Raw genomic sequence first — 15,730 nt, forward strand, 5'->3', positions numbered from 1 at the left:
GGCATCTGAAAAGAGAAGTGGGAAGTCATTGAAGTGTGACACTCAGCGTCATCCTCGTCCAGACAGCTCAGAGGAATAGGCAAACATCAGAGAGGATCTGGGCTACGGATTTTATCCTGTCCCCCCTATTCTGCTTCTCCACATTACTGAGGAGAGTGCCATGAACCATTCAAAATTATTTTTCATCACCGGAGTCAGCAGCGGTTTTGGTCGCGCACTGGCAGAAGAAGTGCTTAAAGCGGGGCACCGCGTGGTCGGAACACTGCGCAACCGGCAGGCCAAAGATGAATTCGAAACCCTGGCGCCGGGCCGCTGCTTTGGCCGCATTCTCGATGTCACTCACTTTGCTGCGGTTGCCCCACTGGTCGATGCCGTAGAGCAGGAACTGGGGGCTGTCGACGTTCTGGTCAATAATGCCGGTTATGGCCACGAAGGGATTATGGAAGAATCGCCGCTGAGTGAAGCTCTCCACCAATTTGAGGTCAACGTGTTTGGTGCAGTGGCCGTAATTAAAGCCTTCCTGCCTTATTTTCGGGCGCGCCGGGCCGGCCATATTCTCAATGTAACCTCCATGGGCGGCTTCATTACCCTGCCAGGGATCAGCTACTATTGCGGCAGCAAATTTGCCTTGCAGGGAATTTCAGAAACGCTGACCAAAGAACTAAAGCCCTTTAATATTGCGGTCACCGCCATTCAGCCCGGCTCTTTTCGAACCGACTGGGCCGGGCGCTCGATGGTGCGTTCACCACGCAGCATCAGTGATTACGATCAGAGTTTTGGACCGATCCGTGAAACACGCGAAAAACGCAGCGGCCATCAACCCGGCGATCCGGTTAAGGCCGCCAAAGCCATCCTGCAACTCATCAACAGCCCAGCCCCCCCTGCATCACTGCTGCTGGGCAGCGACGCCGTCATGTATGTCAGAGAAAAACTGCACCAAATGAATACCGATATCGATGCCTGGGAAACCCTTAGCCGCTCAACCGACAGCTAATACTGTCTGCGTTCATTCTTGTTTACAGCAACATATCGCTTGAAGGTAGTCGGCGCTGGCTAAAAATTGCGTTGGCAATAGTGTCGACTACAATTCAATCGAAATACCTCCCTACAAAGTCAGTCTTGATTCATATTTGAGGTGATTATGTTACATAAACACGAAAACGTAATAAGTATGACTGCACTTAGCCACCAGGCCACCCAACAATTAATGCCGTCATTTTCTGGCTTGCCCCATACACAACACGCCGACGGCAAGTACCGTTTGCGCCGCTATTCGGTCGTCAAACATCTCAATGGTCATGTGGTAGAAATTGGTCCGCGCAATTTCGTTCAGTCTGATGAGATCAACCACTTTCAGGGCAACGTAGTGCGCCGTTTCGAACCGATTGACGATGCCGTACTGCAAAGCGCCGCTATGGAAGAAATGTGCAATCTGTTTGCTGAAAGCAATGATTTACCTGAAGGAACGGAAATAGAAATTCATCAGATGCGCGTGATCGCTATTGATAATGAAACGCAGGTGGCGCCGGAAGGGATCCATCAGGATGGTTTTGACCATATAGCGATGATTGGTATTCATCGGCAAAATATTGTCGGCGGCGAGATCATGTTATACGCCGATAATCACCAGCCCCCGTTCTTTAAAAAAGTGTTGGCGGACGGCGAAGCCGTTTTGCTGGCGGACAGTAAGCTATGGCATAACGCCACGCCGATCAGCGCCATTGTCCCGGAACAAGAGGGGCATCTTGACCTGTTTGTTCTGACCGCACGAGGGGAAAAAGCATGACATTTACTCCCGAACTCGCCCGGGCTCAGTTTAGTGCGCTGACCCAACGCTATGATGACAAACCCGTTATCTTTTTCGATGGGCCTGGCGGTTCTCAGGTTTCGCAAGGGGTGCTGGAGAAAATGACCCACTACCTGGGGAAATATAACGCCAATCTGGGCGGACATTATTTTTCCAGCCATAAAACAACCGAGGTGATGGATCATGCAAGGGAATCGGTGCGCGCCTTCTTGAATGCACCCTCGCCCGATAATATCGTTTTTGGCATGAACATGACCTCGCTGACGTTCCACCTCAGCCGCATCATTAGCCGTAGTTGGCAAGCCGGGGACGAAATCATCGTTACCGAGCTTGATCACTACGCCAATGTCTCCAGCTGGCAGCAGGCAGCAAATGACAAGCAAGTCACCGTGCATCAAATCCCCCTGCAACAAGCGGATTGTTCTTTGGATACCGCCCGGCTGTGCGAAAAGATTACCGCCAAAACTCGCCTGGTCGCAGTCAGCTATGCGTCAAATGTTACGGGCAGCATCGTCGATATTAAAGCCATCACCGAAGCCGCCCACCGGGTCGGCGCGCAGGTTTATGTCGACGCAGTGCATTATGCTCCGCATAACCTGATCGATGTGCAGGCGCTGGGTTGCGACTTTCTGGTGTGTTCCGCCTATAAATTCTTTGGCCCGCATATCGGCATGGCCTATATCGCGCCGCAATGGCTGCAACGGCTGCAGCCCTATAAAGTCGAGCCGGCCACCGACATCGGCCCAGGCCGTTTTGAGACCGGCACCCAAAGTTTCGAAGGGCTGGCCGGTGTAACGGCGGCGATTGACTACCTGGCGCAATGGGGTACAGCAGGCGCTCCTTTAAGGCAGCGTTTACAGGAAAGTTTTGCCGACTATCACCGTCATGAGGAGAGCCTGTGCAGGTACTTTTTGCAAGGCCTGCGGAACTTCGACGGCGTGCAGCTCTATGGCACCCCGCAGGCGGACATTCACCGTCGTACCCCGACCTTTGCCCTGACCTTCAGCAGCCATGCGCCTGAGGAGATCGCCCGTCGACTTGGCCAACACAATATCTGCGTCGGCAGCGGACACTTCTATGCACTGGGGTTAATTCGACGGTTGAACCTACAGGACAGCGGCGGCGTGCTGCGCATTGGGATGATGCATTACAATACTCTGCAAGAAATCGATACTTTGTTTGAAATACTTGCCAGCGGAAGGTAGTGACAGGAAGTTTTGGAGCGGGTGAAGGGAATCGAACCCTCGTATGCAGCTTGGGAAGCTGCCGTTCTACCATTGAACTACACCCGCATCGGTGTGCGGCTGCCATTATAACCGGTTATCCCTGCCGGGCAAGCGGAGATAACGCGTAACTGCTGATGTTTTAAGCAGTTAGCCGCAACATCCTCTCACCTTCCCCCTCAGACGAAAAAAAACCGGCACAGAGACCTGCGCCGGTTGATATTCATTACTGCGAAGTTATTTCTGTGGGCGCATTGCCGGGAACAGAATCACGTCGCGAATGGTGTGGCTGTTAGTGAACAGCATCACCATACGGTCGATACCGATGCCCAGACCTGCGGTTGGTGGCAGGCCGTGCTCCAGCGCGGTGACGTAGTCTTCGTCGTAGAACATGGCTTCGTCATCACCTGCGTCTTTCGCATTAGCCTGGTCAGCAAAACGCTGTGCCTGGTCTTCTGCGTCATTCAGCTCGGAAAAGCCGTTACCGATTTCACGGCCGCCGATGAAGAACTCAAAGCGGTCAGTGATTTCCGGGTTAACGTCGTTACGGCGCGCCAGCGGTGAAACTTCGGCCGGGTATTCAGTGATGAAAGTCGGCTGAATCAGATGGCTTTCCGCCACTTCTTCGAAGATCTCGGTCACTACGCGGCCCAGACCCCAGCTCTTCTCAACCTTGATGCCGATGGATTCAGCGATAGCCACCGCTTTACCCATATCAGCCAGGTCAGCCAGATCGGTTTCAGGACGGTATTTTTTGATCGCCTCGGTCATGGTCAGCTTCACGAACGGCTTGCCGAAGTCGAACACTTCATCACCGTACTGCACCTGAGTATTACCCAGCACGTTCTGGGTCAGGGTGCGGAACAGCGACTCGGTCAGTTCGATCAGATCTTTGTAATCCGCGTAAGCCATATAGAGTTCCATCATGGTGAACTCTGGGTTATGACGCGGAGAAACGCCTTCGTTACGGAAGTTACGGTTGATTTCGAACACGCGCTCGAAGCCACCTACCACCAGACGCTTCAGGTACAGCTCTGGGGCAATACGCAGGTACATATCGATGTCCAGCGCATTGTGGTGAGTCACGAATGGACGAGCAGAAGCACCACCCGGGATCACCTGCATCATAGGGGTTTCGACTTCCATGAAGCCGCGTTCCACCATGAAGTTACGCATCGCCGCCATGATCTGAGAACGCACCTGGAAGGTCTTGCGCGATTCGTCGTTGGCAATCAGATCCAGGTAACGCTGACGATAGCGAGTTTCCTGATCGGCCAGGCCGTGGAACTTGTCCGGCAGCGGGCGCAGTGCCTTGGTCAACAGGCGCAGTTCGGTGCAGTGGATAGACAGCTCGCCGGTCTTGGTTTTGAACAGCTTGCCGCGTGCGCCAAGGATGTCACCCAGGTCCCACTTCTTGAATTCTTCGTTGTAAACGCCTTCCGCCAGATCGTCGCGGGCGACGTACAACTGGATGCGGCCACCAACGTCTTGCAGCGTAACAAAGGATGCCTTGCCCATGATACGGCGGGTCATCATACGGCCGGCAACGGTGACTTCTACACCTAGTGCTTCCAGCTCTTCGTTGTCTTTATCGCCGTACGCAGCGTGCAGCTTGTCGGACGTGGTGTCGCGACGGAAATCATTCGGGAACGCAATGCCGTTCTCGCGCAGCGCAGCCAGTTTTTCACGGCGTGACTGCAACTCGTTATTGAGATCCAGCGCCTGTTCGGCGCCTTGTGGTTGTTGCTCAGACATTTCTGTTCCTTATAACCCGGCTTTCAAACTTGCCTCAATGAATTTATCCAGGTCGCCATCTAATACGGCCTGCGTGTTGCGCGTTTCAACGTTAGTGCGCAAATCCTTGATTCGGGCGTCATCCAGCACGTAAGAGCGGATTTGGCTGCCCCACCCGATATCGGACTTGTTGTCTTCCATCATCTGTTTATCAGCATTTTTCTTTTGCATCTCAAACTCGTACAGCTTGGCTCGCAGCTGTTTAAACGCTTGATCCTTGTTCTTATGCTGAGAACGGTCATTCTGACACTGCACTACGATGTTGGTCGGCAAGTGGGTAATACGCACCGCCGACTCAGTTTTGTTCACGTGCTGACCACCCGCACCCGAGGCGCGGTAAACGTCTATACGCAAATCCGCCGGGTTGATGTCGATATCAATATCGTCGTCCACTTCCGGGTAGATAAACACCGAACTGAACGAGGTATGACGACGGCCGCCGGAGTCGAACGGGCTCTTGCGCACCAGGCGATGTACGCCGGTTTCAGTACGCAACCAGCCGAACGCATAGTCACCGATGATCTTGATGGTGGCGGACTTCAACCCTGCCACGTCGCCGTCGGACTCTTCAATCACTTCGGTCTTGAAGCCTTTGGCCTCGGCCCAGCGCAGGTACATGCGCAGCAACATGCTGGCCCAGTCCTGTGCTTCGGTGCCGCCGGAACCCGCCTGGATATCCAGGTAGCAATCAGCACTGTCGTATTCACCAGAGAACATACGACGGAATTCTAATTGCTCCAGCTTGGCAGACAGTTGATCAAGCTCAACGACGGCTTCGTTAAAGGTTTCTTCATCGTCGGCTTCAATCGCCAATTCCAGCAGGCCAGAGACGTCTTCGCCACCCTGTTCCAGCTGATCTATGGTTTCAACGATGGCTTCGAGCGCCGCGCGCTCTTTACCCAGCGCCTGTGCGCGCTCGGGTTCGTTCCAAACGTCAGGTTGTTCCAGCTCTGCGTTAACTTCTTCTAGGCGTTCTTTCTTGGCATCATAGTCAAAGATACCCCCTAAGAACGGCAGTCCGCACGGACAGGTCCTGAATTCGGTTTTTTACCGGGTTAATTTCAAACATGTTTTTTGCGTTCTTTTACGTTGATGTCGTCGATGGCGAAATGCCATTGGAACCGGTAATTCTAGCGGATCCAGGCGTCAGTTTATAGCCGGTTGGTTAGTTTTTGTGGGGGAAGAAAACTTGCCGGGGTTTGGCAGAGCAAACCCCGGGATAAAGCAGCCACAAATCAACGCGGCCAGAGGTGCTGGATCAGTAACTGCACGTTACGGTTGCCACGGAACTCGTTGACGTCGAGCTTGTAGGCCAGCTCCACTTCGCGCACGCTGCTGTCGGGCCACAGGGTGGTATCGACATTGAAGACGATACCGTCCAGCAGCGGGCCGCCGCCAAGCGGCTCCACCATCAGTTTCAGGTGTTTCTCGCCCACCAGCCGCTGCTGCAGGATGCGGAATGTGCCATCGAAGGTCGGCTCCGGGAACGCCTGGCCCCAGGGGCCGCCCTCGCGCAACAGCTCCGCCGTTTCCAGCGAAAGTTCCTGCATCGCCAGTTCGCCGTCAGACCAAATCACCCCTTCCAGCATCGCCGGATCGAGCCATTCCCCCACCAGATCGCCAAAGCGCTGGCGGAACTCGTCGAATTTGCTCTCTTCCAGCGACAGCCCGGCCGCCATGGCATGACCACCGAACTTCATCATCAACCCCGGATTCAGCGTATCCAACCGCTCCAGCGCATCACGCATGTGCAGACCGGCTATCGAACGCCCTGAACCTTTAAGAATGCCCTCACCGGCCGGTGCAAAGGCGATCACCGGGCGATGGAAGCGCTCCTTGATGCGTGAGGCCAGAATCCCCACCACGCCCTGATGCCACTCCGGATGATACATCGCCAGCCCGTATGGCAAGGCGGTGCTGCTGCGCTCGAGTTCGTCGCACAGCTGCAGAGCTTCAACCTGCATGCCCTGTTCAATCTCACGCCGTGTCAGATTGAGCGCATCAAGATCGTTAGCCAACATACGCGCCTGCGCGATGTCATCACTCAACAACAAGGCCACGCCGATCGACATATCATCCAGCCGCCCGGCGGCGTTGAGCCGCGGCCCCAGCGCAAAGCCGAGATCGTTGGCCGCCAGCTGACGTGCATCACGGTTAGCCACTTCCAGCAGCGCCCGGATGCCCGGCCGGCATTTACCGGCGCGGATGCGGTTCAGGCCCTGGTACACCAGAATGCGGTTGTTGGCGTCGAGTGGCACCACGTCCGCCACCGTACCGAGCGCGACCAGATCCAGCAGTTCTGCCAGGTTCGGCATCGCCAGCGCACGTTGTTCGAACCAGCCGCTGTCACGCAGCCGCGCACGCAACGCCAGCATCAGATAAAAAGCCACACCGACGCCGGCCAGGGATTTGGAAGGGAACTCACAGCCACGCAGGTTCGGGTTGACGATCGCTTCCGCCGCCGGCAGGGTTTCCCCCGGCAGGTGGTGGTCAGTCACCAGCACCTGCATGCCTTTGGCGTGGGCCACGTCCACTCCCGCATGGGAAGATATGCCGTTATCCACCGTGAGGATCAATTCGGCACCGCGCGTCGCCGCCTGTTCGACCACTTCGGGACTCAGGCCGTAGCCGTCCTCAAAACGATTCGGCACCAGATAATCGACCGCACTGCCGCCCATGCTGCGCAGCGCCAACACCGTCAACGCGGTACTGGTGGCGCCATCGGCGTCGAAGTCCCCCACCACCATGATGCGGCGACTCGCCGCCAGCGCCTGTTGCAGAATGCCAACGGCGGTGTCAATGCCATCCAACTGCTGCCACGGCAGCATGCCTTTGACGCTGCGTTCCAATTCCTGCTCAGCCTGAACGCCGCGCAGCGCATATAAACGGCGCAACAGCGGGTGCAGGCTGGCTGGCAAATGGCTGTCGTCCGTCGCCGCACGGCGGCGTAGTTGTGTTTTGATGCTCACCGGCGATTAACCACCGGTTTTGGTTGCGGTCTGATGCGCGTCCAGCATGGCGGCCATCTCTTTTGGCCCCTGATACCCTGGGATCATCATGCCGTTTTCCAGAATGATCGCCGGGGTGCCCTGAATACCGAACTGCACGCCGAGCGCATAGTGTTTGCTGATGTCGGTTTTACAGGTCGCCGGAGAAACCGCGTCGCCTTTCATTGCGGTATCGAAGGCCTTGGCCTTGTCGGCGGTACACCAGATTGACTGCATGTCTTTTTCGGCCTGGGAATTCAGCCCCTGACGCGGGAACGCCAGATAACGGACGGTAATGCCCAGATCGTTATATTCTTTCATCTGCTGGTGCAGCTTGTGGCAATAGCCACAGGTGATGTCGGTGAACACGGTGATCACGTGTTTCTGCTTTGGCGCTTTGTAGACGATCATCTGATCTTTCAGCGCTTCCAGTTTACCGGTCAGCAGTTGGTTGGTGACGTTAACCGGCTCTTTGCCACTGACGTCGTACAGCGGGCCTTGCAGAATGTGTTTGCCGTCTTCGGTCACGTACAGCACGCCGCTATCGGTCAATACGGTTTTCAGGCCGTTCACCGGTGAAGGCTGCACGTCCGCCTGCTGAATGCCCAGGCTGCCAAGTGCTTTTTGAATTGCCGCGTCGTCGGCATGGGCCGCGCCGGTCACTGAAGCCACCAGCATAGAGAGCAGCATTAAACCTTTCTTCATTCTTCCAATCCTTTTGAACCCGGCGTGTCAGGCACGCGGGTGGTGCTGTTGATGTAGCTGTTTAAGTCTTTCGGTCGCTACATGCGTGTAAATTTGTGTGGTCGAGAGGTCGCTATGCCCCAATAACATCTGTACGACACGGAGATCGGCCCCATGGTTCAGCAAATGGGTGGCAAACGCGTGGCGCAACACGTGCGGCGACAGCCTCTCGCTGTCAATACCCGCTAGGATCGCATAGTGTTTGATGCGATGCCAGAATGTCTGTCGGGTCATTTGCTGGCTGCGGTTGCTGGGGAACAAGACGTCCAGCGCCTGGCCGTTGACCATCCACGGGCGGCCGTGCTCCAGATAATTTTCTATCCAGTACACCGCTTCTTCACCCAGCGGCACCAGTCGTTCCTTGTTGCCTTTACCTATCACCCGTACCACGCCCTGACGCAGGCTGACATCGCTGATGGTCAGCCCGACCAGTTCGGAGACGCGCAGCCCGGTAGCGTACAGCACTTCCAGCATCGCCTTGTCACGCAGCTCCAGCGGCTGATCGACACAGGGCGCCTTCAGCAGCGCATCGACCTGCGCTTCGCTCAAGTCTTTCGGCAGGCGCTGCGGCAGCTTCGGCGAAGCCAGCAGTGCCGTGGGATCGTCGCTACGCATATTTTCGCGATACAGATATTGGAACAGACGGCGCATAGCGCTCAGCAAACGTGCGGAGCTGGTCGCTTTATATCCTCCTTCCACCCGATCGGCGAGAAACGCCTGTAAATCCAGCGCCTGTGCCTGTAACAGCGAGGTATTTTGCTGATTCAGCCAGGCACCCAGCGCCTGCAAATCCAATCGGTAAGAGGCCAGCGTATTTTCTGCCAGATTACGTTCGAGCCACAGCGCATCCAGGAATTGCTCAATCAACGCACTCTCTTGCTGTTGCACGCGGTCCTCTCTTTGTTACGTTTATGCCACAGGCATTATGCCTTAAGCCGGGACAAATCGGGTATACTCGCTGCAATTCTACCTACGGCAATATAAACGGTTTACACATGAAGATTGGTCTGTTTTACGGCTCCAGCACCTGCTACACCGAGATGGCGGCAGAAAAAATCCGTGAGATTTTAGGTGAAGACCTGGTCGACCTGCACAACCTGAAAGACGTTTCCCCCAAGCTGATGGAAGAGTACTCCATCCTGATCCTCGGCATGCCAACCTGGGATTTCGGTGAGCTTCAGGAAGACTGGGAAGCGATTTGGCCACAACTGACCACGCTGGATCTCCAGGGAAAAATTGTCGCCATGTATGGCATGGGCGATCAACTCGGCTACGGCGAATGGTTCCTCGATGCACTCGGCATGTTGCACGATCACATTGCCCCACTGGGCGTGCAGTTTATTGGCTTCTGGCCGATCGACGGCTTCGAATTCACCAGCCCGAAACCGCTAAGCGCCGACGGCAAACACTTTGTTGGCCTGGCGCTCGATGATGTGAACCAATACGACATGAGCGAAGAACGTCTGCAACAGTGGTGCGAACAGATCCTGCTGGAGATGGAACCCCTGCTGTAATGCCCGTGGGCGCGGTAGCCGCGCCCAGTCCGATGCTTATTTCCACAACCGGAAGCGGCTCTCCTCCGCGTCGGTTGGCGTTTCTCCGTTCAAGCGCGCCGGATCGGCCACCTGATACCAGTCCAATTTACGCGTCAGCAGCATAATTCCCGCCAAAATAGCGAACAACAGCCCTGCCCCCAGCACCAACGCGTTATCTTCCGACTGCAGCAACAGATACAGCACGCCATACAGCATCAACAGACTGGCCGCGAACAGCGCCCCCCGCAGCCTGCCACGCAGTACCGCACTGAGGTAAAAGGCGATCAACCCACTGCAGGCGATGCTGGCCAGCAGATAAGCGGTGGCGAAGCCAAAATGCTCGGAGAATGCCAGCAGGATCAGGTAGAACAGCACCAGTGCCGTGCCGACCAGCAGGTACTGAATCGGGTGCACCCGCAGGCCGGTCAGGGTTTCGAACAGGAAGAACGCCATAAATGTCAGGCCGATAAACAGCACCGCATACTTCACCGCGCGTTCGGTCAGTTGATAGTGATCGACCGGTTCAATCAGGCTGGTGCTGAAGGTTGGCAACTTGTCTTCGCCAAGAATTTCGTCGTCGTAATGGAAAGCGCTGTTGATGTTGTTGGCAAACCAGGTGCTGCGCCAGCGGGCACTGAAGCCTTTTTCCGTCACCTTGCGTTCGTCCGGCAAGAAGTTACCGAGGAAATTCGGGTGTGGCCAATTACTCTGCAACGTCAATTCGCTGCTACGCCCGAGCGGTACCAGTGACAGGCTGCTGGTGCCGGCCAGCGTCAGGGTGAACTCGGCATCCAGCCCCGCTTTTTGCAATGCGGGCAGCGTCAGCGGTGCATGAATACCCTGAGGTAACACGTTTACCTGGGTACCTGGTTCAAACACCGTTTGAGACTCTGCGCTGCTAAGCGGCGAGATGCTCTTGATGCCGCGTGAATCGCTCAGCGAAACCAGCAGGAACGGCTGGTCAATCACGACATTGCTGCGCTGCAGGTCTGTCACATCCGGCTGGCCAAACTTCACCTTAAACTGCAACGGTCCCTGATAGACCTGAGTCTGGTAAATGCCCAGCTTGCGCACCTCCACGTTCGGCTTGCCGCTGACCTGCAACGTCTCGGGCAGCAGATAGCGATGATGCCGAACTATCTGCACCACCTTCTGCCCCTTGTCATCCGTCTTCTCTTCCCGCTCGCTGTAAGGGATGACGATCAGCGGCCCCAAAATGCGCTGCGCCCGGCTGGTGCTTTCACTGACCTGCCCAACCACGCTCTGGCGGTAGCCGCTGCGCTCATCAATCACATTCATTAACATCGTTACCGGGATGATCATTAAAATCATTAGTCCCAGCAGAGTGGTTATTTTCCAAAACAGTATCGATTTCATCATCGCCGCGCTCCATGTAGGTAATGGAGTCACGATAATGCCCTCGGGTGAAAGCAGAATGTGGTTATGTGAAGGGACGGTGAAGTCAGAGCGATAAGGTGAAAATAGCGGTCACGCCGTGCGGCTGGCGGTTGCTCAACTGGATACTGCCACGGTGCAAGCGCGCCACTTCCTGCACAAAATTCAGCCCCAGACCGCTGCTTTTCGGCTTATCCGAGCGGGCCAGAGAATAGAAACGCTCGAACACTTTATCCAGTGCATAATCCGGAATGCCGCTGCCGTCGTCACTAACGGTGACCTGATAGTGGCCCTCATGGCGCTCACCGCGCACCTTGATGCTGCCGCCAGTTGGGGTGAAGTCCAGTGCGTTGTCCAGCAGGTTGGTCAGCGCCTGGCTAATCAGCAGTCCATCGCCGCTCAGGGTAATATCTTCCACCCCTTCAACCTGTAGCAAAACGCTACGCCGCGCTGCCTGCGCCTCTTTGCCTGCCACAGCCTGACGCACCAGCGTCGCCATGGCCAGTGGCACAAGATCCAGGGCCGGCCGGCTCTCCAGCCGCGCCTGCACCAGCAATTTATCCACCAGCTGCTGAATGCGCGCACTCTGCTGTTCGATATTGGTCAGAAAACGCTGGGCGGTGGCTGCCGGCGGCTGTTCCTGCAACAGCTCGGCCGCACCGCGGATCGCCGCCAACGGGCTTTTCAGTTCATGGGTCAGGGTATGTACATACTGTTCGATGTAGGCCTTGCCCTCCAGCTTCACCCGCATGCTGTCCAGCGCCTGCGCCAACTGGGTCAATTCATGGCCGCCCATCTTCGGCAACGGCACACTTTTTCCCTGCGCCACGCCGTCGGCGTAGTACACCAGCCGCCCAATCGAGCGGTTGATCCACCAGACAAAGCCCAGGCCAATCAGCAAGGCAATGCCCAACAGCAGCGCACCGGCCCACAGAATACGGCGTTCGCTGCGCTTGATTACCGGTACCATGGTGCTGTTCGGTTTACCGACGCTAAGCACACCGATAATTTTCCCCTGCTCCATGACCGGCGCGGCAACATACATCACCGAGCTGTTTTCATCCTGCGGATCGCTGCGCGTGCTGCGTGCGCCGTACTGGCCAAGCAGCGTCAGATAAACGTCATTCCAGCGTGAGTAGTCCTGGCCGAGCGCCTTGCCGCTGGAATCAAAAATGACCCTGCCGTTTTGATCGGTAAGATAAACGTGATATTCGCTGCGATCCTTGCGGATGCCGGCAATATTGGCGCCAATGGGACGTTGATTGAGTTGAGCGAACGCCTGCGCCAGTTGCCCGTGCGCTACGTCGGCGCGCTGCATGTCCAGACGTGCAATCTGCGCCAGCAGGTTGGCAGTGTCCACCAGTGTGCCTTCGGTAGCGCGCCGCACGCCGGGTTTCACTTCCTGCACGAAAATGCTCAGTACGAAATAGCCCGCCACCGCCACAATCAGGAAGTACCCCAACAGCAGGCGCAGGCCTATTCTCATGGCTGGCGGCTCACGCTGTAGCCGAGGCCGCGATGGGTGTGGATCGGGGGTTCAGCGGGATCGATGGCGCGCAGCTTGGCACGCAACGTTTTGATATGGGTGTCGACGGTGCGATCCAGGCTTTCTTCGGCCAGCGCCCAGACGCTTTCCATCAGTTGCTGGCGTGAAAATACCCGACCGGGCGCCAGCAACAGCGTTTTCAACAGCAAAAATTCGTAACGGGTCAGCAGCAGCGGCTGCTGATGGTAATGGATGGCCGCGGCCTGTTCATCCAGGCTGAAAGGACCGAATTGATACAGAGCCGGCTGCTGCAGGCGCTGCTGTTTTTGCAAACGGCGCAGAATAGTGCGCACCCGGGCGCTGACTTCTCGCGGGGAAAAGGGTTTGGCGACGTAATCATCGGCACCGATTTCCAACCCTATCAGGCGATCAAGCTCATCGCTGCGGGCGGTGAGAAATAAAATAGGCAAATCCGCCGACTGCGATAACAACCGGCGGCAGAGTTCAAAACCATTGATGTCCGGCAGACCAACATCGAGGATCGCCAGCGCAGGTGCCCCTTGCGCCAACGCCTGTAATGCCGGTTCACCGCGTTCGAACCAGCGCACCTGAAAGCCTTCGCTCTCCAGGGTATAAATCAGCGTGTCGGCAATGCTGGGTTCATCTTCCACCAGCCAGAGCGTCGGCTTCATCAGGGCTCCTCGTCATCACTGGCGGGCGGATACAGCAACCGTTGGCGCAACTGCCGCCAGTCGGCTTTAGCCATGGAGTCGGAAGCCAGCCACAGCCGACGGCGCTTTTTGCCTCCCACCGGCTGTAAGGTCAACAGAATGCCGTAACGTGGCATCCAGGGCTGCTTTAGCAGTTGCCACTCCTGCCCATGCCAACCCAGGCGTTGGTTCTCCAGCAGGCGCAGCTCACCCTGCCGCGACGCAATACGCTTTTGGCTGCGAATGCACTCAAACACCACCAGCGTCAGTAGCACCAGCCAGATCGGGCCATAGCCTTCCGGCCAGGGCGAAATCAGGATCAGCAGGATCAATACGCCATGTGTCAGCAGCGAAAATAACTGGGTGCGCCAGGAAATACGGACGTCACATCGCCACTGGGCCACGGTCTTTATTTCGCGTCTGGATCAGTGTCACCATTCTCTGCAGTTCACTGTCCTGCGGAGCGCCATGATTCATCAGCCAATTGAAGAGATCGGGATCGTCAGACTCCAGCAGACGGATAAACAGCGCTTTGTCTATATCGTTCAACAGGTCATATTCATACTCGAAGAAGGGCATGATGGAGATGTCCAGCTCACGCATACCGCGGCGACAAGCCCAGTGGATACGTGCTTTGTTATTAATATCCATGTTGTTATGACTAACCTCTTTTCAGCGTGGCAACGCCATCGCAGGGTTCAACTGACACACTGTATGGCAACACCGGCGCGATATAATTCCATCAGCCAAAGATCTGTCTGCAAGGGTTACCCTTGGCCGCAAGCCTATAGAGTAACAATTTGACATACTCGCCGGGAAGGACGTTCTCGGTGTAAAGCGTAATAAAGCGCTAAATGTCAAAAAAAGCGCTGTCTGCGAGGCAAGCGTGAATAACAGTTTGCAAAGGCCGCCACCTCTTTTACCATGGGGCCAACACACCTTCAGGTAAGCTAAACGTTAAGCAGGATCTTACTATGGCGTATAAAATTCCATTTCCACCCCGTCAGCCTTCCGCTTCCTCCCATCTGCCCCTGACCCTGATCTCACTGGAAGATTGGGCGCTGGTGACATTGAACGGGCCGGACCGGGTGAAATACCTTCAGGGCCAGGTAACCGCCGATATCGAAGCGCTGCCGGCCGATAGCCACGTGTTGTGCGGCCACTGTGATGCCAAAGGCAAAATGTGGAGCAACCTGCGTTTATTCCATCGCGGTGAAGGCTTTGCCTATCTGGAACGCCGCAGCGTGCTGGACAGCCAACTGGCTGAAATCAAAAAGTACGCGGTATTTTCCAAACTCACCATTGCCGCCGACAGCGAAGCGGTGTTGCTGGGCGTAGCCGGTTTTCAGGCACGCGCGGCGCTGGCAGGGGTTTTCAACAGCCTGCCGGATGCTGAGCATCAGGTAGTGCAGGACGGTGAAACTACCCTGTTGCACTTCTCACTCCCGGCAGAACGTTTTCTGTTGGTCACCACCGCCGCCGTTGCCGAACAGTTGGTCGACAAGCTGCACGAGCAGGCCGAACTGAACGACAGCCAGCAGTGGCTGACGCTGGATATCGAAGCCGGCTACCCGGTGATTGACGCCGCCAACAGCGGGCAGTTGATCCCACAGGCCACCAACCTGCAGGCGCTGGATGGCATCAGCTTCAGCAAGGGCTGCTACACCGGTCAGGAAATGGTGGCGCGCGCCAAGTTCCGCGGGGCCAACAAACGGGCATTGTACTGGCTGGAAGGCAAGGCTGGGCGAGTGCCGCAGGCCGCTGAAGACGTGGAATTGCAGTTGGGTGAAAACTGGCGCCGTACCGGTACGGTGCTGAGCGCTGCCAGATTGGCCGACGGCACGCTGTGGGTACAAGTGGTGCTGAATAACGATCTGGACGCCGACAGCAAGCTGCGGGTTCGCGACGATGCCACCAGTCAACTGGCCATCAAGCCGCTGCCATACTCACTGGCGGAAGAGAAATAAAGAAGGGAGCAGTCAGAGCTTCCTGGTCTGTCTGCAATAGATTTCGCACTGCAGCCAACAACGCTGCAGTGCGAAAGATATC

Annotated in this window: 15 protein-coding genes and 1 tRNA gene; 5 read left to right on the top strand and 11 right to left on the bottom strand. The window is 56.3% G+C overall.

Going from position 1 to position 15,730, the window contains the following annotated elements:
• The first annotated feature begins 160 nt into the window (after nucleotides 1–160).
• The 3 genes from ACSOSI_RS21035 (at nucleotide 161) to ACSOSI_RS21045 (ending at nucleotide 3,012) form a co-directional block, all read left to right on the top strand.
• Entirely contained in the window at nucleotides 161–994 is an 834-nt protein-coding gene (locus ACSOSI_RS21035) for an oxidoreductase (protein WP_476706084.1), read from the top strand.
• Between the two features lie 177 nt (nucleotides 995–1,171).
• Entirely contained in the window at nucleotides 1,172–1,786 is a 615-nt protein-coding gene (locus ACSOSI_RS21040) for a 2OG-Fe dioxygenase family protein (RefSeq protein WP_476706085.1), read from the top strand.
• Nucleotides 1,783–3,012 carry a cysteine desulfurase-like protein gene (locus tag ACSOSI_RS21045; protein WP_476706086.1) on the top strand — a complete coding sequence of 410 codons (1,230 nt, stop codon included), beginning with the start codon at nucleotides 1,783–1,785 and terminating at the stop codon, nucleotides 3,010–3,012. Before ACSOSI_RS21040 ends, ACSOSI_RS21045 begins: the two co-directional genes overlap by 4 nt.
• Nucleotides 3,013–3,025: 13 nt before the next feature.
• On the opposite strand, the gene ACSOSI_RS21050 is transcribed toward ACSOSI_RS21045, so the two are convergent.
• The 6 genes from ACSOSI_RS21050 to xerD form a co-directional block, all read right to left on the bottom strand.
• A tRNA-Gly gene (locus tag ACSOSI_RS21050) sits at nucleotides 3,026–3,099 on the bottom strand.
• A 168-nt stretch (nucleotides 3,100–3,267) separates the two neighbouring features.
• A complete protein-coding gene (gene lysS / locus ACSOSI_RS21055) occupies nucleotides 3,268–4,785 on the bottom strand; it encodes a lysine--tRNA ligase (RefSeq protein WP_012146591.1) in 1,518 nt (505 codons plus the stop codon).
• 9 nt (nucleotides 4,786–4,794) lie between these two features.
• Nucleotides 4,795–5,893, bottom strand: a protein-coding gene (gene prfB, locus ACSOSI_RS21060) for a peptide chain release factor 2 (RefSeq protein ID WP_112363199.1) whose coding sequence is annotated in 2 segments (ribosomal slippage) — nucleotides 4,795–5,817 and nucleotides 5,819–5,893 — 1,098 coding nt in all. Because the reading frame shifts where the segments join, the coding sequence is not laid out codon by codon here.
• 166 nt (nucleotides 5,894–6,059) lie between these two features.
• Nucleotides 6,060–7,793 carry a single-stranded-DNA-specific exonuclease RecJ gene (recJ, locus tag ACSOSI_RS21065; RefSeq protein WP_476706087.1) on the bottom strand — a complete coding sequence of 578 codons (1,734 nt, stop codon included), beginning with the start codon at nucleotides 7,791–7,793 and terminating at the stop codon, nucleotides 6,060–6,062.
• A 6-nt stretch (nucleotides 7,794–7,799) separates the two neighbouring features.
• Nucleotides 7,800–8,516: a bifunctional protein-disulfide isomerase/oxidoreductase DsbC gene (gene dsbC / locus ACSOSI_RS21070; RefSeq protein WP_012146593.1), complete on the bottom strand. Its 717-nt coding sequence runs from the start codon at nucleotides 8,514–8,516 to the stop codon at nucleotides 7,800–7,802.
• A gap of 27 nt (nucleotides 8,517–8,543) precedes the next feature.
• Nucleotides 8,544–9,443, bottom strand: coding sequence for a site-specific tyrosine recombinase XerD (xerD, locus tag ACSOSI_RS21075; protein ID WP_012146594.1), 900 nt, complete (start codon nucleotides 9,441–9,443; stop codon nucleotides 8,544–8,546).
• Nucleotides 9,444–9,550: 107 nt separating this feature from the next.
• Between xerD and fldB the strand changes: the two genes are divergently transcribed.
• Nucleotides 9,551–10,069: a flavodoxin FldB gene (gene fldB, locus ACSOSI_RS21080; RefSeq protein ID WP_017893855.1), complete on the top strand. Its 519-nt coding sequence runs from the start codon at nucleotides 9,551–9,553 to the stop codon at nucleotides 10,067–10,069.
• Between the two features lie 36 nt (nucleotides 10,070–10,105).
• On the opposite strand, the gene creD is transcribed toward fldB, so the two are convergent.
• The 5 genes from creD to sdhE all read right to left on the bottom strand — a co-directional run bounded on the left by creD (nucleotide 10,106) and on the right by sdhE (nucleotide 14,332).
• Nucleotides 10,106–11,470, bottom strand: a complete 1,365-nt coding sequence (gene creD / locus ACSOSI_RS21085) for a cell envelope integrity protein CreD (RefSeq protein ID WP_476706088.1) — start codon at nucleotides 11,468–11,470, stop codon at nucleotides 10,106–10,108.
• 82 nt (nucleotides 11,471–11,552) lie between these two features.
• A complete protein-coding gene (creC, locus tag ACSOSI_RS21090) occupies nucleotides 11,553–12,971 on the bottom strand; it encodes a two-component system sensor histidine kinase CreC (RefSeq protein WP_476706089.1) in 1,419 nt (472 codons plus the stop codon).
• A complete protein-coding gene (creB, locus tag ACSOSI_RS21095; RefSeq protein ID WP_012146598.1) occupies nucleotides 12,968–13,663 on the bottom strand; it encodes a two-component system response regulator CreB in 696 nt (231 codons plus the stop codon). Before creB ends, creC begins: the two co-directional genes overlap by 4 nt.
• Entirely contained in the window at nucleotides 13,663–14,085 is a 423-nt protein-coding gene (locus tag ACSOSI_RS21100) for a protein YgfX (RefSeq protein ID WP_012146599.1), read from the bottom strand. Before ACSOSI_RS21100 ends, creB begins: the two co-directional genes overlap by 1 nt.
• A complete protein-coding gene (gene sdhE / locus ACSOSI_RS21105) occupies nucleotides 14,066–14,332 on the bottom strand; it encodes an FAD assembly factor SdhE (RefSeq protein WP_261414453.1) in 267 nt (88 codons plus the stop codon). Before sdhE ends, ACSOSI_RS21100 begins: the two co-directional genes overlap by 20 nt.
• A gap of 323 nt (nucleotides 14,333–14,655) precedes the next feature.
• On the opposite strand from sdhE, the gene ygfZ reads away from it, so the two are divergent.
• Complete coding sequence (gene ygfZ / locus ACSOSI_RS21110) at nucleotides 14,656–15,648, top strand: tRNA-modifying protein YgfZ (RefSeq protein WP_112363194.1); 993 nt, start codon at nucleotides 14,656–14,658, stop codon at nucleotides 15,646–15,648.
• Nucleotides 15,649–15,730: the final 82 nt, after the last annotated feature.

The organism is Serratia sp. AR11 (assembly GCF_056376275.1).

Bases quoted from the DNA above. Each gene is read 5' to 3' on its own strand.
- fldB (WP_017893855.1), top strand. From the start codon at position 9,551: ATGAAGATTGGTCTGTTTTACGGCTCCAGCACCTGCTACACCGAGATG.
- creC (WP_476706089.1), bottom strand. From the start codon at position 12,971: ATGAGAATAGGCCTGCGCCTGCTGTTGGGGTACTTCCTGATTGTGGCG.
- dsbC (WP_012146593.1), bottom strand. From the start codon at position 8,516: ATGAAGAAAGGTTTAATGCTGCTCTCTATGCTGGTGGCTTCAGTGACC.
- ygfZ (WP_112363194.1), top strand. From the start codon at position 14,656: ATGGCGTATAAAATTCCATTTCCACCCCGTCAGCCTTCCGCTTCCTCC.
- creB (WP_012146598.1), bottom strand. From the start codon at position 13,663: ATGAAGCCGACGCTCTGGCTGGTGGAAGATGAACCCAGCATTGCCGAC.
- creD (WP_476706088.1), bottom strand. From the start codon at position 11,470: ATGATGAAATCGATACTGTTTTGGAAAATAACCACTCTGCTGGGACTA.
- ACSOSI_RS21035 (WP_476706084.1), top strand. From the start codon at position 161: ATGAACCATTCAAAATTATTTTTCATCACCGGAGTCAGCAGCGGTTTT.
- sdhE (WP_261414453.1), bottom strand. From the start codon at position 14,332: ATGGATATTAATAACAAAGCACGTATCCACTGGGCTTGTCGCCGCGGT.
- ACSOSI_RS21045 (WP_476706086.1), top strand. From the start codon at position 1,783: ATGACATTTACTCCCGAACTCGCCCGGGCTCAGTTTAGTGCGCTGACC.
- lysS (WP_012146591.1), bottom strand. From the start codon at position 4,785: ATGTCTGAGCAACAACCACAAGGCGCCGAACAGGCGCTGGATCTCAAT.
- ACSOSI_RS21040 (WP_476706085.1), top strand. From the start codon at position 1,172: ATGACTGCACTTAGCCACCAGGCCACCCAACAATTAATGCCGTCATTT.